This is a genomic window from Micromonospora sp. WMMD730 (assembly GCF_049178955.1).
Lineage (GTDB): Bacteria > Actinomycetota > Actinomycetes > Mycobacteriales > Micromonosporaceae > Micromonospora > Micromonospora wenchangensis.
Genome location: NZ_JBMHML010000002.1, coordinates 2,438,951 through 2,463,829, shown reverse-complemented (window position 1 = coordinate 2,463,829; position 24,879 = coordinate 2,438,951). Strand labels below are relative to the sequence as shown.

At 73.6% G+C, this 24,879-nt stretch carries 22 protein-coding genes; 5 read left to right on the top strand and 17 right to left on the bottom strand.

Translation table 11 applies throughout. The annotated features are described in order from the left end of the window. Positions 1–5: 5 nt before the first annotated feature. Genes ACN265_RS10875 through fdxA form a run of 4 tightly spaced genes read right to left on the bottom strand, consistent with a single transcriptional unit; the run spans position 6 to position 3,377 of the window. On the bottom strand, positions 6–1,172 hold the full coding sequence (locus tag ACN265_RS10875; protein WP_420116734.1) for a hypothetical protein: 1,167 nt from the start codon (positions 1,170–1,172) through the stop codon (positions 6–8). Next, positions 1,169–2,089 (bottom strand): fumarylacetoacetate hydrolase family protein, encoded by a 921-nt coding sequence (locus ACN265_RS10870; protein ID WP_421407180.1) that lies wholly within the window; start codon positions 2,087–2,089, stop codon positions 1,169–1,171. Before ACN265_RS10870 ends, ACN265_RS10875 begins: the two co-directional genes overlap by 4 nt. Then, positions 2,086–3,066: an NAD(P)/FAD-dependent oxidoreductase gene (locus ACN265_RS10865; protein ID WP_421407179.1), complete on the bottom strand. Its 981-nt coding sequence runs from the start codon at positions 3,064–3,066 to the stop codon at positions 2,086–2,088. Before ACN265_RS10865 ends, ACN265_RS10870 begins: the two co-directional genes overlap by 4 nt. Continuing rightward, on the bottom strand, positions 3,066–3,377 hold the full coding sequence (gene fdxA, locus ACN265_RS10860) for a ferredoxin (RefSeq protein ID WP_204923207.1): 312 nt from the start codon (positions 3,375–3,377) through the stop codon (positions 3,066–3,068). The genes ACN265_RS10865 and fdxA overlap by 1 nt, the downstream gene beginning before the upstream one ends. 211 nt (positions 3,378–3,588) lie before the next feature. On the opposite strand from fdxA, the gene ACN265_RS10855 reads away from it, so the two are divergent. Then, positions 3,589–4,923 (top strand): hypothetical protein, encoded by a 1,335-nt coding sequence (locus ACN265_RS10855; RefSeq protein ID WP_421407177.1) that lies wholly within the window; start codon positions 3,589–3,591, stop codon positions 4,921–4,923. Positions 4,924–4,972: 49 nt separating this feature from the next. Beyond that, positions 4,973–5,782 (top strand): IclR family transcriptional regulator, encoded by an 810-nt coding sequence (locus ACN265_RS10850; RefSeq protein WP_204923209.1) that lies wholly within the window; start codon positions 4,973–4,975, stop codon positions 5,780–5,782. A 21-nt stretch (positions 5,783–5,803) separates the two neighbouring features. On the opposite strand, the gene ACN265_RS10845 is transcribed toward ACN265_RS10850, so the two are convergent. The 3 genes from ACN265_RS10845 to ACN265_RS10835 all read right to left on the bottom strand — a co-directional run bounded on the left by ACN265_RS10845 (position 5,804) and on the right by ACN265_RS10835 (position 7,514). Continuing rightward, complete coding sequence (locus tag ACN265_RS10845) at positions 5,804–6,559, bottom strand: IclR family transcriptional regulator (protein WP_158224267.1); 756 nt, start codon at positions 6,557–6,559, stop codon at positions 5,804–5,806. Positions 6,560–6,660: 101 nt separating this feature from the next. Next, positions 6,661–7,113, bottom strand: coding sequence for a nuclear transport factor 2 family protein (locus ACN265_RS10840; RefSeq protein ID WP_245855058.1), 453 nt, complete (start codon positions 7,111–7,113; stop codon positions 6,661–6,663). Continuing rightward, positions 7,101–7,514 (bottom strand): VOC family protein, encoded by a 414-nt coding sequence (locus tag ACN265_RS10835; RefSeq protein WP_240762839.1) that lies wholly within the window; start codon positions 7,512–7,514, stop codon positions 7,101–7,103. Before ACN265_RS10835 ends, ACN265_RS10840 begins: the two co-directional genes overlap by 13 nt. A 223-nt stretch (positions 7,515–7,737) precedes the next feature. On the opposite strand from ACN265_RS10835, the gene ACN265_RS10830 reads away from it, so the two are divergent. After that, positions 7,738–8,766: an aldo/keto reductase gene (locus ACN265_RS10830; protein WP_421407176.1), complete on the top strand. Its 1,029-nt coding sequence runs from the start codon at positions 7,738–7,740 to the stop codon at positions 8,764–8,766. Here the strand turns inward: ACN265_RS10830 and ACN265_RS10825 are convergent. From ACN265_RS10825 to ACN265_RS10780, 10 genes are all read right to left on the bottom strand, one after another. Further along, the gene (locus ACN265_RS10825) at positions 8,699–9,787 is read right to left on the bottom strand and encodes a hypothetical protein (RefSeq protein ID WP_421407174.1); all 1,089 of its coding nucleotides are present in this window, start codon (positions 9,785–9,787) and stop codon (positions 8,699–8,701) included. The two genes, ACN265_RS10830 and ACN265_RS10825, sit on opposite strands and share 68 nt — an antisense overlap. 4 nt (positions 9,788–9,791) lie before the next feature. Beyond that, positions 9,792–10,736 carry an alpha/beta fold hydrolase gene (locus ACN265_RS10820; RefSeq protein ID WP_421407173.1) on the bottom strand — a complete coding sequence of 315 codons (945 nt, stop codon included), beginning with the start codon at positions 10,734–10,736 and terminating at the stop codon, positions 9,792–9,794. A 277-nt stretch (positions 10,737–11,013) separates the two neighbouring features. Beyond that, positions 11,014–11,928, bottom strand: coding sequence for an ABC transporter permease (locus ACN265_RS10815; protein ID WP_357935900.1), 915 nt, complete (start codon positions 11,926–11,928; stop codon positions 11,014–11,016). After that, complete coding sequence (locus ACN265_RS10810) at positions 11,925–13,229, bottom strand: ABC transporter permease (protein WP_420116885.1); 1,305 nt, start codon at positions 13,227–13,229, stop codon at positions 11,925–11,927. The genes ACN265_RS10815 and ACN265_RS10810 overlap by 4 nt, the downstream gene beginning before the upstream one ends. After that, complete coding sequence (locus tag ACN265_RS10805; RefSeq protein WP_421407170.1) at positions 13,229–14,806, bottom strand: ABC transporter ATP-binding protein; 1,578 nt, start codon at positions 14,804–14,806, stop codon at positions 13,229–13,231. The genes ACN265_RS10810 and ACN265_RS10805 overlap by 1 nt, the downstream gene beginning before the upstream one ends. Positions 14,807–14,843: 37 nt before the next feature. After that, the gene (locus tag ACN265_RS10800) at positions 14,844–15,923 is read right to left on the bottom strand and encodes a BMP family ABC transporter substrate-binding protein (RefSeq protein ID WP_232377008.1); all 1,080 of its coding nucleotides are present in this window, start codon (positions 15,921–15,923) and stop codon (positions 14,844–14,846) included. After that, positions 15,920–17,395, bottom strand: coding sequence for an amidohydrolase family protein (locus ACN265_RS10795; RefSeq protein WP_421407168.1), 1,476 nt, complete (start codon positions 17,393–17,395; stop codon positions 15,920–15,922). The genes ACN265_RS10800 and ACN265_RS10795 overlap by 4 nt, the downstream gene beginning before the upstream one ends. Beyond that, positions 17,392–18,414, bottom strand: coding sequence for an alcohol dehydrogenase catalytic domain-containing protein (locus tag ACN265_RS10790; protein WP_421407167.1), 1,023 nt, complete (start codon positions 18,412–18,414; stop codon positions 17,392–17,394). Before ACN265_RS10790 ends, ACN265_RS10795 begins: the two co-directional genes overlap by 4 nt. Positions 18,415–18,587: 173 nt before the next feature. Beyond that, positions 18,588–19,823 (bottom strand): PucR family transcriptional regulator, encoded by a 1,236-nt coding sequence (locus tag ACN265_RS10785; RefSeq protein WP_421407165.1) that lies wholly within the window; start codon positions 19,821–19,823, stop codon positions 18,588–18,590. Continuing rightward, positions 19,820–21,289 (bottom strand): aldehyde dehydrogenase family protein, encoded by a 1,470-nt coding sequence (locus tag ACN265_RS10780; protein WP_421407163.1) that lies wholly within the window; start codon positions 21,287–21,289, stop codon positions 19,820–19,822. Before ACN265_RS10780 ends, ACN265_RS10785 begins: the two co-directional genes overlap by 4 nt. A gap of 73 nt (positions 21,290–21,362) precedes the next feature. Here ACN265_RS10780 and ACN265_RS10775 point away from each other — a divergent pair, with 73 nt between their 5' ends. Next, positions 21,363–22,445, top strand: coding sequence for an NAD(P)-dependent alcohol dehydrogenase (locus ACN265_RS10775; RefSeq protein ID WP_420117337.1), 1,083 nt, complete (start codon positions 21,363–21,365; stop codon positions 22,443–22,445). Between the two features lie 80 nt (positions 22,446–22,525). Beyond that, entirely contained in the window at positions 22,526–24,856 is a 2,331-nt protein-coding gene (locus tag ACN265_RS10770; protein ID WP_421407160.1) for a cytochrome P450, read from the top strand. The last annotated feature ends 23 nt before the right edge of the window (positions 24,857–24,879 follow it).

Sequence of the window (24,879 nt, the reverse complement as noted above, 5' to 3'; positions counted from 1 at the left end):
GGGCCTCACGCCCCGGTGGCGGGCAGCCCGCGCCACGGCACGGTCGGCACCTGCTCACCGGCGAGCAGCACCACGGCCGGGTCCAGCCGGGGTGCGCTGATCGTGTTGCCGGCGGCGTCGGGGAGCACCGCCTCCTCGGCCTCGGCCAGCACGGTGACGTGGGCCGGGCCGCCCTCGACCAGGGTGCCGTAGCCCTCGGCGTCCAGGCCGGTCAGCCGGGCCGGCGCGGTCGTCACCCGGGGCACGAGCTGCTCCAGGGTCATCCCCATCGCCCGCAGCTTGGCCATGCTGGTGACCAGGTCGAACACCGGGCCGCGCCAGTTGCGGGCGCTGGTGTCGGAGGTGACCACGTCGGGCAGGAAGCCCTGCTCGATCGCCGGGCGGGCGACGGCGAAGCTGAGGTTGCTCTTGCCGTGGGCGGATTCGAACAGCACCCCGCGCTCGCGGGCGGCGTGGACCTCGGGCAGCACGGTGCCGTCGTTGAGGATGCCGTACGGCTTGCCGGTGTAGCAGTGCGCCACCACGTCGCCGGGGCGCAGCAGCGGCAGGATCACCGGCAGCGGCTCCGGCGTCTCCCCGATGTGGATCATCAGCGGCAGGCCGGCCTCGCCGGCGAGCGCCAGGGAACGCTTGAGCAGCGGACGCCAGTCCAACCCGACGACGTCCTCGGAGAGCCGGATCTTGAAACCGCGGACCCGGTGCGGGTTGGCCTCGGCCACCGCCAGGGCGTCCTCGGGGACCAGCGTGCCCGGGTTGATCAGCTCACCGAACCGGAAGTCGATCAGGCCGAGGACCGAGACGTTGAGGAAGTTCACCAGCCGCATCCGGGCCGGCGCGGCGACGTACTTCTCGAACGCGGCGAAGGTGGACGCGCCGACGGTGCCGGCGTCGCAGGCGGCGACGACGCCCCGGTGCAGGTGCGCCTCGTCCGGCGGCGCGCCGACCTTGGAGACCTCGGCGAAGATGTGGGTGTGCGCCTCGACCAGGCCGGGCAGCACGTACTGCCCGGCGCAGTCGATCACCCGGTCGGCGGCGGCGGCGAGGCCGGGCGCGATCCGGGCCACCCGGTCGCCGGTCACCGCGACGTCGGCGACCTGGCTGGCTCCGGTCTGACCGTCGAACACCTGGCCACCGGCCAGCACCAGGTCGTACCGCTCGGAATTCTCACTCATGACATCGGGCTCTCTGTGCGAAGCGAGTGGGTCGACGCGTCGACGGCGGCCGGCGCGGGGTGGTCCGGGCTCTCGGCACGGAACCGGGTACGCAGGGGCAGCACCCCGGCGACGGTGACCTCGACCTGGTCGCCGGGGCTCAGGAAGCAACCCCGGTCCTGGCCGGTGCCGGTCGGGGTGCCGGTGAGCACCACGTCACCCGGCTCCAGCACCACGTACCGGGTGATCCAGGCGAGCAGGTCGGGCACCGGGAAGATCAGGTCGGCGGTGCTGGCCTGCTGGCGCAGCTCGCCGTTGACGGTGGTGCGGACGCCGATGGCGTCGCGGTCGGCGACCGCGCCCAGGCCGAGCACCGAGGCGCCCAGGGCGCCGAACCCGGGGAAGCTCTTGGCCAGGGTTGGGTTGCCCGTGGCGGCCATCACGTCCCGGGCGGTCAGGTCGTTGGCGGCGGTGACGGCGGCCAGGTGCGCCCAGACCCGCTCGGCCGGGGTGTGGTGCATCCGCGCGCCGACGACCAGGGCCACCTCGCCCTCGTAGTCGGGCTGGCTGCTGACCGAGCCGGGCAGCGGCACGGTGTCCTCCGGGCCGGAGCCGGCGCTGGGCGACTTCAGGTAGAGCACCGGTTGGGTGGGCAGGGCCCGGCCGGTGGTCCGGGCCTTGCAGTGGTAGTTCAGCCCGACGCCCCACACCGCGCGGGTGCTCGCCATCGGTGGGCGCAGGTCACCGACGAGCGTCTCCAGCGGCAGCCGGCGGCGGACCCGGGCCTCGGTGGCGGGGGCGAGCCCCCGGCCGGCGCGCAGCAGGGCGGCCACGTCCGGGGCGGGCAGGTCGAGCAGTTCGACGTCGTCGCCGGTGATCCGGCCCAACCCGTACCGGGTGACGACGAGGTGCGCGACGGTGGGCGCGGGGGCGGTCATGCGGCGTCCGAGGAGTGGCCGGGGACGGTGCCGAGCGCCGGGTTGACCAGCGGGGCCAGGTTGTTGACGGCGGCGGCGGCCTCACCGAAGCCGACCGAGATCAGCCGTACCTTGCCGTCGTAGTCGGTGATGTCGCCGGCGGCGAAGACCCGGGGCAGGTTGGTACGCATCGACCGGTCCACGGCGACGTAGCGGCGGCGCATCTCCAGACCCCAGCGTTCCATCGCGCTCAGGTCGGCGATGAAACCGAGCGCGGCGACCACCGCCTGGGCGGGCAGGGTCTCCCGGCCCTCGCCGCGCACCTCCGCCAGGTGTACGGCCTCGACGTGCTGTTCCCCGTCGACCCCGCTGACCTCGTACGGGGTGAGCACCCGCACGGTCGACTCGTGCAGCTGGGTGACGCTGCGTTCGTGGGCGCGGAACTGCGGTCGGCGGTGCACCAGGGTGACGCTGCTGGCGTACGGCTCCAGGGCCAGCGCCCAGTCGACGGCGGAGTCGCCGCCGCCGACCACCACGACCTCCTGCCCGGCGAGTTCCTCCAGCCGGGGGACGAAGTAGCGCAGGCCCCGGCCGAGGTGGCCGCTGCCGACGGGCAGTTCGCGGGGGGTGAAGGTGCCGATGCCGGCGGTCAGCAGCACGGCCGCCGCCCGGACCTGGGTGCCGGTGTCGGTGCCGATCAGCACGTGGTCCTCGGCGCAGGTCAGTTCGGTCGCGCTCTGCCCGAGCAGGAACGTCGGCTTGGCGGTGGCGGCCTGGGTGAGCAGGGCGTCGACGAGTTCCTGGCCCCGCACGGCGGGCAGCCCGGCGATGTCGTAGATCGCCTTCTCGGGGTAGAGGGCGGCGATCTGCCCACCGGCCTCGGGCAGCGAGTCGATCACCGCCACGCTCATCCCGCGGAAGCCGGCGTAGTAGGTGGCGTAGAGGCCGGCCGGGCCGGCGCCGATGATCGCGAGGTCGACCTCGTGCCGCTCGGCCATCAGCCGGCGCTTTCCGCGACGGCCGGGTGGTCGTGGCCGACCCGGCCGATCTTGCGGGCGCCGCCCGGGGTGCCGATCTCGGTGAAGAACTCGGCGTTGATCGGGCCGAACCGGGCGCGGTCGGCGGGCAGGTCGTCGAGGTGGAAGATCGAGGTGACCGGGCAGACCGGCTCGCAGCGCCCGCAGTCGACGCACTCGTCGGGGTTGATGTACATCATCCGGTCGCCCTCGTAGATGCAGTCCACCGGGCATTCCTCGACGCAGGACCGATCCTGTACGTCCACACATTCGTCGGTGACCACGTAGGTCATCGGTCCTCCTGCGGTTTGGTCGGCCGGCCGCATCCGCGCCGCAGCGGCAGGTCCGGGCGCGCAGCCGATCCGGGGTGCGGGGCCCGTTCCGCGACGTCGCCGGATGCGGGGCGATGTCGTTTGGTGTCAGGCCACGCTAGAGACCCAGCCCAGAGTATGTCAACATACGAGACGTCATCTTGAATGAAGTCACGCTGGCGAGAGGGAGCGGATGGACGACGAGGTACCGGCGCCCCTGCGCCACGCCGCCGCGCGGGCGGTCGACGAGGCCACCCTGGTCGACGCCCTGGCCGCGCTCACCGCCCAGCCCAGCCCGTACGGCCGGGAGCGGGCCACCGCGCACCGGGTCGCCGACTGGGCCACCGGCCGCTGGCCGGAGCTGCCCTGGCGGGTCGACCCGCTGGAGCGCACGGCGACCACGCCCGACAGCGCCAACCTGGTCGGCGGCTCCGACCTGGGCGACCGTCCCGAACTGCTGATCTACTCACACCTGGACACCTCGCTGACCGGCGGGACCGACTTCGACGCCCCGATCACCGGCCGGCACTCCCCCGCCCCCGCGCTGGAGCTGTCCGGCCCGGCCCGCGAGGTGGTCAGCGGGTTCGGCCTCTCGGTGGCGCGGGCGGCGGCAGCCGCCGCCCTGGTCGGCTACGCCGCCGCCGCCGAGACCCTGCGGGCCGCCGGCCGGCCGCACCGGCTGACCCTGCTGCTCGCCGCCACCGGCACCCACCGCGACGACCCCACCGCCGGACCGGAGGACGGCGTCGCGCCCGCCCCCACCACCGGCGGGGTCCTGCACCACCTGCGCGGGCGGCCACGGCCGGCCGCCGCGATCGTGGCCAAGACCAGCCCGCCGGGCATCCTCACCGCCGAACCGGGAGCGATGTTCCTGCGGGTACGGCTGTCCAGCGGCTTCCACCCGGCGCTGTTCCGGGACACCGCCACACCCCCCGGCGGACTGCTCGCCCACCTCGGCGTGGTCGTCGAGGCGCTGGAGGAGTTCCGCCGGGCACATCTGGCCCGGCGGGCCGACCCGGACGCCCTGGTCGGGGCGGAACTGGGCCTCGGGGCGGTCCGCGCCGGCCAGCCGGGCAAGCCCGACCTGCTGCCCGGGGTGGTCGACCTCCACCTCTACCTGACCACGGTGCCCGGCGACGATCCGACGCAGATCACCGACGCGCTGCGGGCCACCCTGACCCGGCGGCTGCGCGACACCCCGCTGGCCGACTGCGGGCTGGCGGTGGCCGGCCATCCGGCGCACCCGGCCGCGGCCACCCCACCCACCGCGCCGATCTGCCGGCACGCCGACGCCGCCTGGCTCGCCGCGTACGGCCGGCCGCCGGCACCGCTGCGCGGGTGGACCGGGTCGACCGACGGGGTGGTGCTGCGCGCCCGGGGGGTGCCCACGGTACGGCTGGGCCCGCCGGCGTTACCGCCCGATCCGGCCGACCCGCGACGGGACCGGTACGCCCTGTCGGAACTGCTGCGTTTCGCCCGGTTGTACGCGGACATCGCGCTGCGCCACCAGCAGGCATCGACAGGCTGACGTGTCATATGCCATGATACTGTCTCACTCTGCGCACAAAGGAATCCAGATGGCGGACGATGCCCCTTCGCCGGTCAAGAGCGCTGACCCCAGCTCACCGGCGATCCAGACCGTGCAGCGCGCGGCGGTCATCCTCAACGCGTTCACGGCGGCACGTCCGCGCCTGAGCCTCAACGAACTCACCGCCAGCCTCGGCACCAGCAAGGCCACCGCGCACCGCTACACCAAGGCGCTGCGGGAGAGCAACCTGCTGCGCTACGACGAGCGGGAGGGACTCTACTCCCTCGGCCCGCAGATCCTGACCCTCTCCGCCGCCGCCCGCGCGGCGATGCCGGTGATCAGCATCGCCGGCCCGCGCATGCAGCAGCTCGTCCGCGAGATCGACGAGACGGTGGTGCTCAGCGTCTGGGACGGCGACACCGCCGTGGTGGTCCGCGCCGACGACAACACCGACCGGGTGATCCGGGTCAGCGTGCGGACCGGCTCCCGGCTGTCCCGTACCGAATCCGCCCAGGGCCGGGTGTTCTGCGCATTCCTCCCCGAGGCCGACGTCCCGGGGCTGGCCGACGAGATCGCCGCCTCCGCCGAGCTGCGCCGGGAGGTCGAGAAGATCCGGCGGACCGGCATCTCGGCCAACACGCCCTCGGCCAACGGGGTCCGCAGCATCGCCGCGCCGATCTTCCGGGGCAGCACCCTGATCGCCGCGATGGCCATCGTCGGCACCACCACCTCAGTGCCCGAGGGCACCGACAGCCCGCTCGCCATCGCCCTGCAACGCGTCGCCGCCCTGGTCACCGCCGAGCTGGGCAGCGGCGGCAACGGCCACCATCCGCACCTCAACGGCAACGGTCACCGCTGACGGGCGGGCGGGCCGCGGGCGTCAGCCCGCGCCGAGCGCCTCGGACAACTCCCGGGCCACCAGCCGCAGGCTGTCCGCCGCCGCGGCCTCCACCGCGCCGGACAGCGCCGTGCTGGTGCCCAGCACCGCCAGGGCGGCCACCACCTGGGTCCGCTCGAACACTGGCGCGGCCAGCACGCGTACCCCGAAATCCTCCGGGGAGTTGACCGCGAAACCGTCCCGGCGGACCTGCTCGACGACGGCCCGCAGGCCCGCCGACAGCCGCAACTGGCGGGCCACCGCGGGCGCCTCGGCGGCCGACAGGTAGGCGCAGAAGACCCGGCCCTGCGCCGAGCGGAGCAGATCCAACGGCGAGCCGGTGCGCACACTGAGCCGCACGTCACCGCTGGTGTTGTCCATGCAGCGGACCACCGTCGGCGCCTCACCGTTCCAGACGCTGAGCACCGAGGTCTGGTTGGTCAGCCGGGTGAGCCGGTCCAGGTGCGGCTCGGCGGCGGTGACGATGGGCAGCGCCGCGCGGGCGGCGGCCTCCATCGCCAGCACCTGCGGACCCAGCGTGTAGGTGGCGGTGGCCGTGTCGAAGCGCAGCAGGTTGGCCGCCCGCAGCGCGCGGGCGTACCGGTGCGCGGTGGCCCGGCTGATGGCCAGGTCGGCGGTCAGCTCGGCCAGGGTGAGCCGGGGCCGCTCCACCGAGAACGCCTGGAGGATGGTGGCGGCCCGCTGCACGGTCTGAATCGCCGGCGCGTCACCTGCCGACTCGTCGACTCCGCCCGTCACCGCGCCACCTCGCACTCGCCGTCCGCCGAAAGGCGAACTCTACCGAGCACGGGCCGGATCCGGCGACACGGACACCACCGCACGCCGGAGCCGGAAGCCGGCTACGCCGGGCCGCCCGCCCCCGAACCGGGGACGGGCGGCGGTTCGGGTGCTCCCGCGAGCTGGCGGTGGACCTCGCCGCTGTCCCAGTAGTCGACCCGGTGGGCGATCAGGCCGTCGGCGTCGACCCGGAACCGGAACACGCCACGGATGCGCACCGGTGCGCGGCCGGCCGAGGCCAGCCGGAACGACATCCGGTACGCCACCGCCGCCCGGTCGGCGTCGGCGAGCAGCTCCTCCACCTCGTAGCGCAGGTCGACGAACTCGGCCAGGAAGCCGTCGAGCCGGGCCCGGTAGCGGGCCCGGCCGACCACCGTCCGGCCGAGGGCGGCGGTGTGCTCGTTGACGAAGTCGACGCTCACGCAGCCGGCCACGGCATCGGCGTCGTGGGCGTTCAGCGCCGCCAGGTAACGCTGCACGGCGGCGCGGGTGGACGCTGCGGTCAGCTCCCCCACCGACGCCGCACGGTGTCGAAGACCTGCTGGTCGTGGGAGATCTCGATGACGTTGCCGTCGGGGTCCTTCAGCGCGCAGATGTAGCCGACCGGCGGCGGCATCTGCCGCGGCTCCCAGTGCAGGCAACCCAGCTCGCGGGCCCGCCCGGCGATCTCGTCGACGTCCGAACGCTGCGGCACCTCGATGCCGATGTGCGCGAACGGGTGCAGCAGGCCGAGCTGGCCGCCCTTGTCCTTGTTGAAGGAGACGAGCACCAGCACGAACGGGGTCTCGACCTGCTTGTCGTTGGAGAGCCAGACGCTCTCGCCGTCGGCGTCGGCGAACCGCTCCACGACCACCAGCGGGGTGAGCGTGGTGTAGAACGAGATCGCCTTGTCGAGGTCGCCGGTAGGCAACGCCACATGCGTCCATCGGGCTTGGGTCAGGCCGGTCGCCACTGTTACCTCCACCGTACCGAAATGTCCATCACTATCGCGTTCACCAGCCTATTCACTGTTCGGCGGCCGGGTCGATGTGCCGGGGACACAAAGCCGGCACGCCGGGTTCGACGCGCCGGGACGGTGCCGGTGCCCGGCCCGCGTGCCAGCGTGGGGGGCACATCGCGTACGGGAGGACGATCGGATCATGCAGTACCGCAGACTGGGTGCGACCGGCGTCGAGGTGAGCACCCTCTGCCTGGGCACCATGATGTTCGGCGCCTGGGGCAACACCGACGAGCAGGAGTGCCACCGGATCGTCGCCGAGGCGCTGGACGCCGGGATCAACCTGGTCGACACCGCCGACGTGTACGCCCACGGCGAGTCCGAGGAGATCCTCGGCCGGGCGCTGCGTGGCCGGCGCGACGACGTCGTGCTGGCCACCAAGTTCCACGAGCCGATGGGGGACGACCGCAACCGGCGCGGCAACTCCCGCCGCTGGATCAGGCAGGCGGTCGACGGCAGCCTGCGCCGGCTGGGCACCGACTGGATCGACCTCTACCAGGTGCACCGCCCCGACCCGCTCACCGACGTCGACGAGACCCTCGGCGCGCTGACCGACCTGGTCCGGGAGGGCAAGGTCCGGATGATCGGCACCTCGGCGTTCCCCGCCGAGCAGATCGTCGAGGCGCAGTGGGTGGCCGAACGCCGGCAGCGGGAACGCTTCACCACCGAACAGCTCGGCTACTCGGTCCTGACCCGGGGTGTCGAGGCCGCAGCCCTGCCCACCAGCGCCCGGTACCGGCTCGGCGTGCTGGTGTTCAGCCCGCTCAACGGCGGCTGGCTGACCGGCAAGTACCGGTCGACGGCCGTACCGGCGGACTCCCGCGCCGGGCGCAACGGCGACCACTTCGACTTCCGCGACGCCGCCGCCCGGGACCGCAAGCTCGCCCTGGTCGACGAGCTGGCCACGCTCGCCGACGAGAGCGGCCTGACGCTGATCGACCTGGCGCTCGGGTTCGTGCTGAGCCACCCGGCGGTCACCAGCGCCATCATCGGCCCGCGTACCCTCGCCCAGCTGCGCAGCCAACTGCCCGCCGGGGAGCCGGCCGGGCTGCCGGCCGACGTGCTGGACCGGATCGACGCGCTGGTCCAGCCGGGCCACGACGTCAACCCGGCCGACGCCGGCTACCGGCTGCCGGCGCTGACCGACCCCACCCTCCGCCGCCGCCCCTGAGGTCGGCCGTCGGCGACCGTCGTTGGCGCTGTTGTGCCGGTGTGGCGGTATCAGAGCGCTCTGATACCGCCACAGGGGCGAAACAGCGACGGCGACGGGCCGGCTCTCGGGCCGACCCACGTCTCGACCCGGTCGGGCGCAGCGAGATCCATCTGGGCGGGCAGGTGCTCCGCGAGGGCGGCAAGTAACGCGTCCCGGCGCAGGTCTCCGGTCTGCCCGGGTTCATCCTGTAACAGGTCGACCCTGGTGGTCGCCGGCTCCCACCGGCATTCCTCCAGGAGGTGCTGATCGACTCAATGTCGCCGATGTTGTGGGGTCGGCGTCGTTTCGATACCGCCACATCGGCGAAATAGCGAAGAAGCGGAAGGCCCTGGATGTCGTGCAGGTCGGCGGCGAACCGGAGCCGCTCCCGCGCCACCGCCAGGTCGGAGGCGAGCCGGCGGGCGTGTTCCAGCCGCAGCACCACCTGCTGCACCCAGACCGCGCTCAGCGGCAGCAGCGTGAACACCGCGACGGTGCTGAGCACGATGGCGTCGGCGGCCGCATCGGGCGGCGGCCCGACGCGCGACGTGGTCAGCACGCCGACCAGGCCGCCGAGACCGATCGCGGCCCAGGTGCCGAGGATCACCGTCACCCGGAACCGTTCCCGGACCAGACAACTGAGCACCCCGCCCGCCATCGCCAGGGTGAACGCCCACCCCCAGCCGGCGAACGGCGGCACGACGGCCAGCACCCACACCGCGCCGGACACCGCCAGCAGCACCAGGACGAGCGGATGGCCGGACGGCACCTCGTCGGGGCCCCGCAGCAGCAGGGGAATCGCGGCGAGCCCGGCCAGGACGGCGACGGTCGTCGCGACCACCAGGACGACCGTGCGGGAGCCGCCTGCCACGCCGACGCCGAGCAACACCTGCACGACGCCACCGATCAGCATGCCCAGCCCCAGCGAGAGCACCGTGAACAGGCGCATCGCCCGCAGGTCGGCGGCCACTCGCGGCGCACCCTGCCAGGTGTCCGTCACCGGCTCAGCGTAGCGACCGGGCCGCCAGGAAGGCCCTGGTCCGCTGGGCGATCTCCGGCGACAGGGTGTGGTGCAGGTAGTGGTCGCCCTCCAGGACGACCACCTCACCGGTGTCGACGCTCGCCGCCTGCTGCTCGTGCAGGGCGACCCAGTCCGCCACGTCGGTGTCGTTCGACCGGACGAACAACAGGACGGGCAGGCCCTTCGGGAAGGTCTTCCCGCCGACGGCGGCGAAGTTCGCCGGGGCGTGCTCCATCTCGTCGACCATGGTCGGGGCGGCCGTGTTCTTCGCGGTGAGCAACCGCAACTGTTCCCGGGTCCGCTCGTCGTAGGGCAGGCCCGCGTACGGGTCGTCGGTGATCGCCGCCAGCGCCCGGGTGATGCCGAGCCTGCTCAGGCCGACGATCACGCCGGTGGGGATCGGGTCGTCCCAACCGGGCTGGTCGGGGACGCTGCTGTCGATGCCGACGAAGGCGACGAGTTCGTCGGGGTAGCTGGCGGCGTAGGTCAGCGCGTAGATCCCGGCGATCGAGTGGCCCATCAGCACGTACCGGTCGATGCCGAGGTGCCGCAGCGCCGCGTGCACCTCTGCGGTGATGTTCGCGGCGGTGCGCTCGGTGTCGGCGGGGTCGCTCAGGCCGGTGCCGAACGGTTCGACCGCGACGACCCGGTAGGTGCGCTGGAGTTCCGTGATCAGCGGCTGGAAGTCGAGCGCGGGGGCGGCGGTGCCGAGGCCGGGCAGCAGCACGATCGTCTCGGTGCCGGCCCCCGCGACCACCACGTTCATCCGCTTGCCGGCCACGGGCACGGGCTGCCCGTACCGGGTGATCGAGGAGGCTTCCGACCGCGTCGCCACGACGTTCACCACGGCGGTGGTGGCGAGCAGGAGCACCGGCACGGCGACCAGGACACCGAGGGTGGTGAGCACGACCCGCACGGGCTTTGGCATGGGTTCTTCTTTCGGATCGGCGGCGCATCCGGATCACTCCCGTGATGCCTGACCAGCCAATCAAGCGCGCGAGGCGCTGCGGAAGTGTCCCGCTGTCACGACCGATCGTGACAAAAAGTCATGGTACGCCCGGTGGGCCCCCGGGTCCTCGTGCGCAACGAGACACGGCCACCACGGCGGGCGGGTGCCGACCCAGGACCCACACGGCGCAGCGACCGCCACCGGAGGAGGGTGGCCGCTGCGCCGTGTGGGCGGACCGGAGTCGGGGAATCCCCCGTCAGGTGGTGCCGCGTTGGAACGGTTGGGCCAGCGCCCGGGGTTCACGGTGGGCGGTGGCGAACACCAGCATCGCCAGCAGGGCCAGCAGGTAGGGCGCGGCGATCAGCAGCTGCGAGTTCATGGTGACCCCGAGCGCCGGCAGCGCCAGCCGCATCGCGTCGGCCAGGCCGAAGACGACACAGCCGATCAGGGTCCGGCCGAGCCGCCAGGCCCCGAAGATGACCGCCGCGATGACCAGGTAGCCCCGGCCGGCGGTCATGTTCTGGTTGAACGAACCGACCTCGCCGACGGCCAGGTACGCCCCGCCGAGCCCGGCGAGCAGCCCGCACCAGAGCAGTGCCTGCCGCCGTCGCTTGTTGACCTCGATGCCGCTGACGTCGGCGGCCTGCGGGTTCTCCCCCACCGCCCGCAGCTCCAGCCCCCACCGGCTGCGCTCGACCAGCCACCAGGTCAGCGGGATCACCGCCAGCAGCAGGTAGACCGGCCAGCGTTGGACGAACAGCATCGGGCCGATGATCGGGATGTCCCGCAGCACCGGGACGTCCACCTGCCAGACCTGGTGGCCGGTGAAGGTGCTCACCGTGATCAGGTAGCTGGTCAGGCCGAGCACCAGCGCGTTGAGCACCAGGCCGACGACGAACGTGTTGATCTGCACCCGGTGCGACAGGATGCCGTGCACGAATGCCACCGCGACCCCGACCAGCGCGCCGGCCACCAGGCCGATGGTGGCGCTGCCGGTGGCGCTGGCGACCGCGATCGAGCCGAACGCCGCGCCGAGCATCATCGCCTCGACGGAGATGTTCAGGGTGCCGGCGCGCTGGGCGACGTACTCCCCGCAGGCGGCGAAGGCCAGGGGCACGGTGAGCCGGGCCCCGCTGGAGAGGATGGTGGCGATGTTGTCGGCGGCGCTCATGCCAACCTGCCTTCCATGGCGTCCTTGGTGCCGGTGGGCCCGGCGTCGCCGGGGTCCGCCGGTTCCGGCGCGGTGCTGCGGGGGCCGGGCACCGACGCGGTCGGGGTGGCCGGGGCCGACGGGTCGGTCGGCTCGGGCGAGGCCACCGTGGCGGTCGGAGTGGTCGGGCTGGTCGGGGTCGCCGGCTGGTCGGCCAGGCGGCGTCGACGCAGCATGCCGATCACCACCGGCGGTGCGACGAACGCCAGCACCAGCAGCGCCTTGACCACGTCGACCAGGAACGACGGCACTCCGGTGGCGGCCAGGAAGCTGCCGCCGGCCCGCAGCACGCCGAACAGCACCGCCACCGGGATGGCCAGCAGCGGGTTGTTCCGGGCGACCAGGGCGACCAGCAGGCCGTCCCAACCGATGTTGAGCGACATCCCCGGCTGCAACCGGTTGGTGCCGACCGGGCTGGTCAGCAGCAGCGCGCCGGCCAGACCGGCCAGCGCACCGGAGATCGCGAGAGCGATGCCGCCGAGGGCGCCGACCCGCACGCCCGCGTGCCGGGCCGCCGCCGGGTTGAGACCGACCATCTTCAACCGGAAACCCCACCGGGTACGCGCCATCACCAGCGCCAGCACGACCGCCACCACGACGGCCAGCACCAGGCCCCCGTTGAGCTGGAGGTTCGGGTAGTCACCGAGGGAGGCGAGCCGGGCGTTCTCGGGCACCGGGTTGGACTGCGGGGACAGCGTGCCCCGGCCGAGCCGGGACTCCTGGAGCAGCCACGGGGTGTTCACCGCGAACGAGATGAGCTGCTGGGCGAGGAACGTCATCAGCATCGTGCTGACCACGACGTTGACGCCTCGGAACCGGTACATCAGCGCGCTGAGCCCGGCCCAGACGCCGGCACCGACCACCGAGGCGAGCAGCACCAGGACCAGCAGCAGCGGTCCGGGTACGGCCAGCCGCAGGCCGACCCACGCGCCGGCGAGCGCGCCGATCAGCACCTGCCCCTCCTGGCCGATGTTGAAGAAGCCGGAGCGGGCGCTGACACACGCCCCGACGGCGACCAGCAGCAGCGGCGCGACGTACAGCAGGGAGGTGGACCAGGCCGCCGGGGTGGCCATGCTGCCCTGGTAGAGGGCCTTGGTGGAGGCGGCCGGCGAGCCGCCGGTGACCGCGATCAGCAGGGCCGACAGGCCGAGCGCGACACCCACCGTGGCGACGGTGGCGAGGCCGACCTGCCAGCCGCCGGGGCCGGGGTTGAGCCGGCGCAGCAGCCGCTGGCCGGTGCCGTCGATACCGAGGGTGGCCATCAGTGACTCACCCCGCCGACCAGCATGCCGAGCCGCTCGGCGGTGGCCTCGGCGGTGGGGAGCACCCCGACGATCCGGCCGGAGGAGATCACCGCGATCCGGTTGGCCAGGGCCATCACCTCCTCCAGCTCCGTGGAGATCAGCAACACCGCCACCCCTTCCGCGGCGGCCTGCCGCAGCCGCACGTACATGTCTTCGATCGCGCCGACGTCCAGCCCGTGGGTGGGTTGGGCGGCGACCAGCGCCTTCGGCCCGGCGGACAGCTCCCGGGCGAGCACCACCCGCTGCTGATTGCCGCCGGAGAGGCTGCGCAGCGGGGTGTCCGGCGAGGGCGCGACGATGTTGAACTCGGTCATCTGCCGCTGGGCGATCCGGTGCATCCTGCGCCGGCTGAGCACCCCGCGTGAGGTGACCCCGGCGAGGGACTTCATCACCAGGTTCTCGGCGACGCTCATGTCGAGCACCACGCCGGAGTGGTGCCGGTCCTCGGGCACGATGCCGAGTCCGGCGGTGTGCAGCGCGCCGGGCCGGACCAGGTCGACCGGCCGGCCGTCGAGCTCGACGGTGCCGGAGTCGGGGACGAGCAGCCCGGACAGCAGCTCACCGACGGTGGCCTGGCCGTTGCCCTCGACCCCGTACAGGCCGACGATCTCGCCGGGCGCGACGTCGAGGGTGAGCTTGTCCAGCACCGGCAGGCCGCCGACGAGCAGGGTCACCTCGCGCAGCCGCAGCGCCGCCGGCTGCTCCGACGTCGTCGCGTTCCCGGCCGCCGGGGCGACGCCCTCGACCGGTTCGGGACGCTCGACGGGTAGCAGGCCCAGCGCCGCGCTCTCGGACTGCAACGACACCTCCCGGCCGACCATCTGCCTGGCGAGTTGCTGGGCGGTGGTGTCCTTCGTCGCGCCGTGGAACGCGACCGCGCCGCGCCGCAGCACGGTCACCCGGTCGGTGGCCGCCATGATCTCGGCGAGCTTGTGGCTGATCAGGATGACCGCCCGCCGTTCCGCCTGCACCACGCGGCGCAGCACGGTGAACAGCTCCGCCGACTCGGCCTGGGTGAGCACCGAGGTCGGCTCGTCCAGGATCAGGATGGACGGGTCACGGCGCAGGCACTTGATCAGTTCGACCCGTTGCCGTTCCCCGGCGGAGAGCCGGTCGATGCGGGCGTGCGGGTCGATGGGCAGCCCGTACCGTCGGGACACCTCCTCGACCTGGGCGCAGGCCGCCGCCCGGTCGATCCGCCCGGTGTCGCCGAGGATGACGTTCTCCCAGACGGTGAGCGGTTCGATCAGGCTGAAGTGCTGGTGCACCATGCCCAGCCCGAGGTCGGCGGCGACCTGCGGACTGTCGATCTCGACCGGTTCGGTGCCGCGCGTGATGGTGCCGGCGTCGCGGTGCACCAACCCGAGCAGGATCTTCATCAGGGTCGACTTTCCGGCCCCGTTCTCGCCGAGCAGGCCGTGGATCTCGCCGGGTCGTACGGCGAGATCCACGGCGTCGCAGGCGACGACCGGACCGTAACGCTTGCTGACTCCGCGCAGGGTGAGAGCCGGCGTCAGCTGGTCGTCAACGTCCACAGTCCGTTTCACCTCGTTGGTCGTCGGGCAGCGGGAATCAGGAGCCGAGCTTGGCGACCGTCGCGGCGGTGTCGGTCTTGCCGCTGGCCACGTCGGCGACGAAGGCGTCCATCTTCTGGGTCTGCTCCGGGGTCGGCTTGCAGATCTTGACGGCCGGGTACGGGTCCTTGCCCAGCTCCCACTTCTTGGTGGTGCCGAGGGTCATCTCACCCTTGGCGAACAGCTCCAGCGCGGCGGCGAAGTACGCGCCCGGGTCGAAGATGACCGAGATGTCGAAGCGCGGGTCGGTCGAGTCGCACCGGTCGGTGCCCGGGGTCAGGGTGAGCGCGCCGCCGGTGTTGGCCAGCTTGGCCGCCGCGTCGGTGGCCCCGCCCAGGTACGGGTAGACGACCTTGACGCCCTGGCTGATCTGCGCCTGGACGGCCTCCCGGGCCTTCGCCGAGTCGTTGAAGTCACCGGTGTAGGTGGTCACCAGGGTCGCGTTCGGCACCACCATCCGGATGCCGGCCTTGTACGCCTTGGCGGCGTTGACCGAGAAGTCGGCCTCCATGCCGGTGACGAAGCCGGCCTTGGTGGCGTTCTTGGCCTGCATGACCAGGCCGGTGGCGTACCCGGCGGCGAGCATGCTCTGGTTGGGGTCGTCGCTGGACAGCGTCACCCGCGGCGTCTGCGGGATGTTCTCCGACGACGGCACGTACCAGGAGGTCTTGGCGCAGACCGGCTCCTCGGAGGCCGGGATGGCGTCCTTGAGCTCGGAGGCCCCGAGCGCCACCATGTCCACGCCCTGCTGACACAGCGCGCGGGCGGCGCTGAGCGCCTCGGTCGGCGGCACGTTGCCGCGCTTGATGACCTGCCAGCCCTTCTCGGTGGCGAACTTCTCGGCACCGACCACGAAGCTCTCGTAGTAGCCGTTGTCGTTGATGTCGCCGGGGCTGAGCACGCCGATGACGACCTTGCCGTCACCGTTGGCGTCGGGCTGCCCGGCGGGGGCCGTACCGCTGCTGGCCGACCCTCCCGCCGACGGCGCGGTCGCGTCGTTGCTCGCGCAACCGACCAGGGCGAACCCCAGCGCCCCGGCGAGCAGCGCCGCCGGACCCCGACCAATCCTCATTGTCATGGTGCTTTCCCTTCACGTGGGGTCGGCGCGCCGCCCGGCACGGACCGGCGCGCGGAGAACTCGGTCGCTGGCACGGTGGGCCAGCGAGGGGGGATGTCGATGCCGACCCGGCGCAGCAGGGCGGCCCGACGCTGGGCGGCCTCCTCGCGCAGGGCGTCGACGTCGACGGTGGTGACCCGCCGGTCGCGGACCACCAGCCGGCCGTCGACCAGAACGTCCCGGACGGTGTGCCCGGCCGCACCCCAGACGAGCTGGGTGGGCAGGTCACCGCGCGGGGTCCAGGGGATGGTCCGGGTGTCGAGCAGCACCAGGTCGGCGGCCTTGCCGACCTCGATCGAGCCGGTCAGCGCCCCGAGCCCGACGGCGGCGGCGCCGTCGACGGTGGCCAGGGCGAAGACCTCGTCGGCGCGCAGCGGGTCGGGGACGCCCCGGTCCCGCTCCAGGCCGGCGAAGAGTCGGGCGGCCCGCCACAGGTCGGGGGTGTCCCCGGCGTTGTGCGAGTCGCAGCCCAGCGCGAGCCGGCCGCCGGCCCGACGCAGCGCGGTGTGCCGGCCGGCCCGGGTGAAGCCCTGACCGAGCCGCAGGTAGGCCCCCGGGCAGGAGGCGACGGCGGTGCCGGTCTCGACGAGCGCGTCGACCTCGGCGTCGTCGAGCCACACCGCGTGGCCGAGCAGCAGCCGGGGGCCGAGCACGCCGAGGTCACGCAGGTGGCGTACGGGCCGGGCCCGGCCGGCGGCGGCGAACGCGGCGGCGTCCTCGGGGCCGGGCGACAGGTGCCAGGTCATCGGCACGTCGAGCCGCTCGGCCAGGTCCGCCGCCCCGGTGAACAGCGCGTCGCTGACCAGGTCGTGCCCGACGAGGGTGATCCAGCCGGTGACCAGCGGGTCGCCGGCCAGGGCGGCGACGGTCTCGGCCTGCACGGCGAGGGTGTCGGCGGCCGGCATGGCGTACGGCGCGTCGTCGGCGTCCCAACCCCAGCCGCCGACCCGGGCCCGGATGCCGGCGGTACGCAGCCCGGCGGCGACCCGTAGCGGGTGCGCCACCGTGCCGGGTTCCAGCAGGGTGGTGACCCCGTAGCTGAGCGACTCGACGGCCGTGAGGGTGGCCGACAGTTCGTCGTCGTCGCCGGTGACCGCGGCGTGCAGCGGCACGATCCAGTCGAAGATCGCCTGCTGGGCCGGGACGTCGTCGGGGATGCTGCTGCGCACCAGCGGGTCGGCGGTGGTGTGCTGGTGGGCGTTGACCAGGCCGGGGACGACCACACAGCCGGTGGCGTCGAGTTCGGGGCTGCCCGGGTACGCCGCGCGCAGGGTCGCCGCCGGGCCGATCGCGGCGATCCGGCCGTCGATCACGGCGATCGTGCCGCCGGGGACGAGCGCCCGGTCGGGGGCCATGGTGACGATCTCGGCGTCGACGATCAGCAGGTCCGCCGGGCGGGGGTCGGCGGTGTGCGCCGTCGCGGTGGTGGTCATGGCCGGACGAGGATCTTGCCGACGAGGTCACCGGACTCCTGCCGGGCGTACGCCTGCGCCAGGTCGGCCAGCGGGTACTCCGCGCCCCGCAGCACCCGCAGGCCGCCGGTGAAGTAGGCGTCGAGCATGTCGGCGAAGTCGGCCGGCCGGTACGCCCCGGCCCCGAGCAGCCGCAGCCCCCGCCGGTAGACGTCGGAGAGGGAGAAGCTGACCTGGTCGCCCGTGGTGTTGCCGAGCAGCACGATCCGGCCGCCGGTGCGCAGGCTGGCCAGCGAGGTGGCCCAGGTGGCGGTGCCGACGTGGTCGACGGCCAGGTCGACGCCGTGGCCGTCGGTGTGTTCGAGCACCCGCTCGACGGTGTGCTCGTCGAGGTCGAGCACGTCCGCGCCGAGGTCTGCGGCGACGGCCCGCTTGGCCTCGGTACGCGCCACCGCGAGCACCCGGGCACCGGCCCGGCGGGCGAGTTGGACGGCGGCGATGCTGACCGCGCTCGTGGCGGCCTGCACCAGCACCCACTCCCCGGCGCGGACCCCGCCGACGCGGTGCACGGCGTGCCAGCCGAGGCTCCACGCGGTGGGCAGCGCGGCGGCCTCGGCGAGGTCGACGTGGGCGGGCACCCGGTGTACGACGGTGGCGGGGACGGTGACGTACTCGGCGAAGCCGCCGGGGCGGTTCCCGCCGACCACGGCCAGCGTCGCGCAGTAGCCCGGTTGGCCGTTCTTGCAGGTGGCGCAGGCTCCGCAGCCGATGGTCGGGTCGATCAGCACCCGGTCTCCGGGGCGTACAGTGGTGACCTGCGGCCCGACGGCGTCGACCTGGCCGGCGACGTCCATGCCGCCGACGTGGGGCAGCTCGAAGCCGGGGAGCAGGGCGGTGCGCCGCTGGAGCAGGTCGAGGCGGTTGACGGCGGCGGTGTGCACCCGGACGACCACGTCGGCCGGGCCCGGCTCGGGGTCGGGCAGGTGCCGCAGGCTCAGCACCTCGGCGCCGCCGAAACCGGTCTGGACCATCGCCCGCATCGCAACCTCCCCCATGGTCTACCAGTCAATATGGCGTCTTGCATTGTGATTCTCGCTGCTTGGGGTCGTACTCTGCCTGCGGGGCGGCGGCGTGTCAACGGCTTGCCGCAAAAGAGGCGGAACGGTTAACGAAGCCGGGCGTCCAGGCCGTTCACAGGCCGCCCACCAGGGGATCAACCGGCCTCGGCCGCGGCCAGCAGCTCCCGCGCGACGAGCGCCGTACGCAGCACCGCGACCGTTCGCGGGTCGAGCGGATCGACCCCCAGCAGCCGCTTGATCAGGCCGACCCGGTAGCCCACCGAGTTGCGGTGCAGGTGCAGCCGTTCACTGACCGCCTGCCGGCTGCCCCCGGTCGCCAACCAGCAGTCCAGGGTGCGCAGCAGGTCGTCGCGGTGGGCGATCGGCCCCAGGTGCCGGTGCACGAACCAGCGCAGCCGCTCGTCCGGCACCGCCAGCAGGACCTGCGCCAGGCCGGCCTGCCCGAACGGCAGCTCGGACCGCTCGTCGGACGACCGCAGCAGCAGCCGCAGCAGCCGGTCCGCGTCGCGGAACGAGGCCGCCGTCCGGGCCGGCCCGGTCACCAGCGCCCCGGCGACCACCCGGACCTGCCCGGGGCCGACGATCTGGTCCAGCCGGGCCCGCAGCCGGGTCACCTCGCGCTCCACGTCACCGTGCAGCAGGGTCCAGGCCAGCCGCCCCTCGGCCAGCACCGGCCGGTCCAGCCAGCTCAGCGCGGACGCCCAGCGGCGCTGCTGCTCCCCGGTGTACGCGATCCCGGCCACGGCGTGCGGCTGGTCCAGCCGCCAACCGTGCGCCGCGCCGGCCCGCAGCAGTTCCGCCTCGCCCATCCGGGGCGCGGACGGCGATCCGGCCGCGCCGCCGGGGCCGTCACGCAGGGCCCGCAGCACCGTCGGGGCGTCCCGTACGGCGGGCGGCGGTGACTCGTGCCGGACCGCCTCGATCAACAGCGCGGTGGTCGCCGCCGCCGCCAGTTCCCACTGCCCGGTCGAGACCGGCTCGGCCAGCAGCAACGCGCCGATCCGTCGGGGTCCCGCGCCGACCGCCACCGCCCGGCCGGCCCATCCGTCGGCGCAGCGGACCGTGGTCGGCACACCTCCCGGCGGTCCCGCCCCGCCGGCCCGACCGGCGGCCAGGGCGCGGCGGACGTCGTCCGGCGCGGCGTCGCGACCGGGACCGCCCGCGCCGTCGCTGTCGGCGAGCAGTTCGCCCGTCTCGGCCACCAGCCGGCAGGCCGCGCCGGTCCGCTCCGCCACCGCGGCCAGCAGCTCCGGCCAGCCGGCGCCGCCGAACGCGAGTTCGGCGAGCCACTGGGCGAACGCGGCCGGCGACGGCGCGGCGGCGACGGCCAGCCGGGGGCGGGCCGCCGCCAGCTCACCCGATCGACTCACGCCGACGGTCGGTCGAGCAGCCGGACCGCGACGGCCTTCTCCTGGGTGTACTCGCGCAGCGCCGCGTAGCCGCCGCCCCGGCTGAAGCCGCTCTCCTTCTGCATGTTGAACGGAAAGCCGATCACCCCGGCGTCGTGGAACTGGTTCACCGCGACCTGCCCGGAGCGGACCAGCCCGGCCACCCGCAGCGCCCGGGACACGTCACTGGTCCAGATGCAGGCCAGCAGGCCGAAGTCGGTGCCGTTCATCAGGGTCACCGCCTCGTCGACGCCCCGGAACCCCTGCACCGCCAGCACCGGGCCGAAGACCTCCTCACGGACCAGGCGCATGTCCGAGTCGACCTGGTCGAAGACGGTCGGGGCGACGTACCAGCCGTCGTCGAACGCGGCGGTGGCCGGCTCGCCGCCGACGACCAGCCGGGCCCCGGCGGCCGGGGCCTCGGCCAGGAAACCCCGGACCCGCTCGTACTGGGCCTGGCTGACCAGCGGACCCATGTCCAGGTCCTGGTCCCAGGGGCCGGTCCGGACGGCCTGCATGCCGGCGGCGACCCGCTCGACCACCTCGGCCCGGATCGACTCCTCGACCAGCAGCCGGGAGCCGGCGTAGCAGTTCTGCCCGGCGTTCTCGGTGATCGAGGCGATGATCGCCGGGATCGCCGCGTCCAGGTCGGCGTCGGCGAAGACCACGTTCGGGGACTTGCCCCCCAGCTCCAGCTTGACCGGGACGAGGTGCTGCGCGGCGGCGCGCATGACGGACCGGCCGGTCACCGTCGAGCCGACGAAGCTGATGTGGTCGATGTCGGCGTGCCCGGTGAGCGCCACCCCGGCCTCGGGGCCGAGCCCGGTGACCACGTTGAGCACGCCCGGCGGCAGGCCCGCCCGGCGGCCCAGCTCGGCCAGCGCGAACGGGGACAACGGCGCGACCTCGGAGGGCTTCAGCACCACCGTGTTGCCGGCGGCCAGCGCCGGGGCGACGTTGGCGGCGGTGAGCACGGCCGGCACGTTCCACGGGATGATCACCGCGCAGACACCGTACGGCTCGGGCCGGGTGTAGCCGAAGTAGTCGGGCGTACGGGTGGGCAGGGTGACGCCGGTGAGCTTGTCGGCGGCTCCGGCGAAGTAGTCGACGATGCCCTGGGTGATGTACATGTTGAGCCGCCCGCCGGAGCGGGGTTTGCCCACGTCACGCGCCTCGTACGCGGCGAGTTCCTCGACGTGCTCGCCGATCAGCGCGGCCCAGCGCGAAAGGATCGCGCCGCGCTCGCTGGGCGAGGTGGCCGCCCAGCCGGGGGCAGCCCGGCGGGCGGCGGCGACGGCGTGGTCGACGTCGACCGCGCGGGCGCGGGCCACCGACTGGATGGGCTCCCGGGTGGCGGGATCGAGCACCGGTAGCTCACCGCCGTCGGCGGCGGGGGTCCAGTCGCCGTCGACGAGCTGGCGGGCAGTGGGGATGTCCAGGTCAGCCATGTGCGAATCCTTGACCCTCTACGTTTCGCATGTCAAGATGCAATCTCGCTTTGTGAGTCACTAGGGAGGGCGCGTGCGGATCACAGCGGCGGTGCTGGAGAACGCGGGAGGGCCGTTCACCCTCCAGCAGATCGACCTCGCCGACCCCGGGCCGGACGAGGTGCTGGTCCGGGTGCACAGCGTGGGGATCTGCGCGACCGACCTGGAGTTCGCCAACTTCTTCCCCACCCCGGCGGTGCTCGGCCACGAGGGCAGCGGAGTGGTCGAGCAGGTCGGCGAGCGGGTCACCGGGATCTCCCCGGGCGACCACGTCGCGATGAGCTTCACCTCCTGCGGCGACTGCCCGCTGTGCCGCGGCGGAAACCCGGCGTACTGCCGACGGTTCGACGCGGTCAACTTCACCGGCCGGCGACCGGACGGCAGCACGGCGCTCTCCCGCGACGGGCAGCCCGTCAACGGCCACTTCCTGGGCCAGTCGTCGTTCGCCAGTCACGTCGTCGCCCCGGCCCGCGCGGTGGTGCCGATCAGCAAGGAGATCGACCTGGGCGTGGTCGGCCCGTTCGGCTGCGGTTTCGGCACCGGTGCCGGCGCGGTACTCAACGTGCTGCGCCCGGAGGTCGGCTCCTCGGTCGTCGTCTTCGGCGCGGGCGCGGTCGGCGTGGCGGCGATCCTGGCCGCCCGGGTGGCCGGTTGCGCCGTCGTCGCCGCCGTCGACGTCAACGCCGGCAAGCTCGACACGGCCCGGCTGCTCGGCGCGACCCACGGGGTGAACTCCACCGACGGCGACCCGCGCGAACTGCTGACCGCGATCGCCCCGCACGGCTTCGACGTCGCGATCGACACCACCGGCCGGGAGGACGTGCTGCGCCTCGCGGTCGAGTCGCTCGGCCCGCTCGGCCGGTGCGGCGTGGTCGGGATCGGCCCGAGCGAGCAGATGAGCTTCGAGTGGCGCAGCGTGCTCAACGGCCGCAGCATCACCGGCATCATCGGCGGCAGCAGCCTGCCGCAGGTGTTCCTGCCACGGCTGCTTGACCTGCACGCCGCCGGCAACTTCCCGGTGGACCGCCTGATCACCCGGTTCCCCTTCGCGCAGATCAACGAGGCGGTGGCGGCGCTGCGCTCCGGCGAGGTCGGCAAGGCCGTCCTGACCCTCTGAGCAGGGACGCCCCCGCCTCATCGACATCGCTGTATCTCATCGTGAAACATTGTCTCGCAATGTGAGCGACATTACCCTTGGTGTCAGACCCACACCCAGTGGCGCGGCTGGGCAACACCGCGCAGCGTCCCGCACCTGTGGAGCACGTCCCGATGACCGAACAGCAGCGCACCGCCCCGGCCGCCGCGCAGACCGCGACCGAAGACCGGCCCGCGCCCTTCGACCACCACTCGGCCGAGTGCAACACCGACCCGGTGGGCTACTACCGCGAGTTCCGGCAGACCTGCCCGGTCGGTCGGACCGACGCACACGGCGGCTTCGTCTACACCACCCGGTACGCCGACGTGGTCCGGATCGCCCGCGACGACGACACCTTCTCCTCCGCCCGTGCCACCGCCGGGGGTGACGGCACCGCCATCGTCATCCCCCGGGGCCCCGGCCTGGAGCAGTACCCGATCGAGCTGGACCCGCCCGCCGCGACCGGCTACCGCGACCTGATCAACCCGCTGCTCACCCAGGACGCGGTCGCCGAACTGGCCCCGATGGTCGCCCGGCACACCACCCGCGTGGTGGACGCCTTCATCGCCGAGGGGTCGGTGGACTTCGTCCGCGACCTGACCAACCCGCTGCCGGCCGCCGTCACCCTCGACTGGCTGGGCTTCCCCGAATCCGACTGGGCCAAGCTCGCCGGCCCGATCCACGACATCTTCGCCGCGCTGCCCGGCAGCGAGCGGGCCGTCCGCGGGGCCGCCGGCCTGGCCTACCTCGACCAGCGCATCCGCGAGCTGATCGTCGAGCGGCGGGCCGCGCCGACCGGCGACGCGGTGAGCTACCTGGCCGCCCAGCGCCGCCCAGACGGGGAACTGTTCGCCGCCGACGAGCTGGTCTCGGTCATCGGGCTGCTGATCGCGGGCGGGGTGGACACCACCACCTCGCTGACCGGCTCCACCCTGGTGCACCTGAGCCGGCACCCCGAGGACCGGCAGCGCCTGATCGACTCCCCCGACCTGCTGCTCACCGCCACCGACGAGTTCCTGCGGGTGTTCGCCCCGTCGCAGTCGATGGCCCGTACCGTCCGCACCGACACCGAGGTCGGCGGCTGCCCGGTCACCGCCGGCGAGCGGGTGCTGATCCCCTGGGTCGCGGCCAACCACGACCCGGCCGTCTTCCCCGACCCCGAGCAGCTGCGGCTGGACCGCGACGCCGCCCGGCACCTGAGCTTCGGCATCGGCAGCCACCGCTGCGCCGGAGCGCACCTGGCCCGGCTGATGTTCCGCGAGATGATCACGCAGGTGCTCACCCGGCTGCCCGACTTCCGGGTGGTGGAGGAGGGGCTCGTCGCCTATCCCACCCGGGGCAACCAGAGCGGTTGGGACGCGATCCCGGCCGTCTTCACCCCGGGTCCCCGCCGCGACGCCGACGCGGCGGGGACCCGGCCCACCGCCAGCCTGACCGGCGACCGGGAGCTGGTCATGGCGGCCACCGCCACCGCCACCGACGAGGTGCTGGAGGTGCGCCTGGCCGACCCGACCGGCGCGGAGCTGCCGCCCTGGGCGCCGGGCGCGCACCTGGAGGTGCGGTTGCCGTCCGGACGGGTCCGGCAGTACTCGCTGTGCGGCGACCCGGCCGACACCCGGCACTACCGGATCGCGGCGCTGCGGGAGCCCGCCGGCCGGGGCGGTTCGGTGGAGCTGCACGCGCTCGCCCGCGCGGGCGTCACCCTCGCGGTGCGCGGTCCGCGCAACCACTTCCCGCTCGTCGACGCCCCCGACTACCTCTTCCTCGCCGGGGGCATCGGGATCACCCCGATCCTGGCGATGGCCCGCGAGGCCGACCGCCGGGGCGTGCCGTTCCGGCTGGTGTACGGCGGTCGCAGCCGGGCCTCGATGGCCTTCGTCGACGAGGTGACGGCGCTCGCCGGTGACCGGGTGACCCTGCTGCCGCAGGACGAGGCCGGCCTGCCGGACCTGGGGGCGTTGCTCGACTCCACCGGGCCGGACACGGCCGTCTACTGCTGCGGGCCGACCGGGATGATCGACGCGTTGGAGCGGGTCTGTGCCGCGACCGGCCGGTCGGAGCGGTTGCACGTCGAGCGGTTCACCGCCGGGGACGACCTGGAGGTCGCCTTCGACCCGGCGGCGAACACCGAGTTCGAGGTGCACCTGGCGCGTACCGGGGCGACCCTGCGGGTGCCCCGGGACCGTCGCATGATCGACGTGCTGCGCGAGGTCGTGCCGGGCCTGACCTACGACTGCGAGAAGGGCTACTGCGGCGCGTGCGAGACCCGGGTGCTCGCCGGCACGCCGGAGCACCGCGACTCGCTGCTGACCGAGCAGGAGCGTACGGCCGGGCGCAGCATGATGATCTGCGTCGGGCGGTGCCGCTCGGAGCGGCTGGTGCTGGACCTTTAGGTCCTGTCCGGACGGGCCGGCCC

Bases quoted from the DNA above. Each gene is read 5' to 3' on its own strand.
- ACN265_RS10875 (WP_420116734.1), bottom strand. From the start codon at position 1,172: ATGAGTGAGAATTCCGAGCGGTACGACCTGGTGCTGGCCGGTGGCCAG.
- ACN265_RS10870 (WP_421407180.1), bottom strand. From the start codon at position 2,089: ATGACCGCCCCCGCGCCCACCGTCGCGCACCTCGTCGTCACCCGGTAC.
- ACN265_RS10865 (WP_421407179.1), bottom strand. From the start codon at position 3,066: ATGGCCGAGCGGCACGAGGTCGACCTCGCGATCATCGGCGCCGGCCCG.
- fdxA (WP_204923207.1), bottom strand. From the start codon at position 3,377: ATGACCTACGTGGTCACCGACGAATGTGTGGACGTACAGGATCGGTCC.
- ACN265_RS10855 (WP_421407177.1), top strand. From the start codon at position 3,589: ATGGACGACGAGGTACCGGCGCCCCTGCGCCACGCCGCCGCGCGGGCG.
- ACN265_RS10850 (WP_204923209.1), top strand. From the start codon at position 4,973: ATGGCGGACGATGCCCCTTCGCCGGTCAAGAGCGCTGACCCCAGCTCA.
- ACN265_RS10830 (WP_421407176.1), top strand. From the start codon at position 7,738: ATGCAGTACCGCAGACTGGGTGCGACCGGCGTCGAGGTGAGCACCCTC.
- ACN265_RS10820 (WP_421407173.1), bottom strand. From the start codon at position 10,736: ATGCCAAAGCCCGTGCGGGTCGTGCTCACCACCCTCGGTGTCCTGGTC.
- ACN265_RS10815 (WP_357935900.1), bottom strand. From the start codon at position 11,928: ATGAGCGCCGCCGACAACATCGCCACCATCCTCTCCAGCGGGGCCCGG.
- ACN265_RS10810 (WP_420116885.1), bottom strand. From the start codon at position 13,229: ATGGCCACCCTCGGTATCGACGGCACCGGCCAGCGGCTGCTGCGCCGG.
- ACN265_RS10800 (WP_232377008.1), bottom strand. From the start codon at position 15,923: ATGACAATGAGGATTGGTCGGGGTCCGGCGGCGCTGCTCGCCGGGGCG.
- ACN265_RS10795 (WP_421407168.1), bottom strand. From the start codon at position 17,395: ATGACCACCACCGCGACGGCGCACACCGCCGACCCCCGCCCGGCGGAC.
- ACN265_RS10790 (WP_421407167.1), bottom strand. From the start codon at position 18,414: ATGCGGGCGATGGTCCAGACCGGTTTCGGCGGCGCCGAGGTGCTGAGC.
- ACN265_RS10780 (WP_421407163.1), bottom strand. From the start codon at position 21,289: ATGGCTGACCTGGACATCCCCACTGCCCGCCAGCTCGTCGACGGCGAC.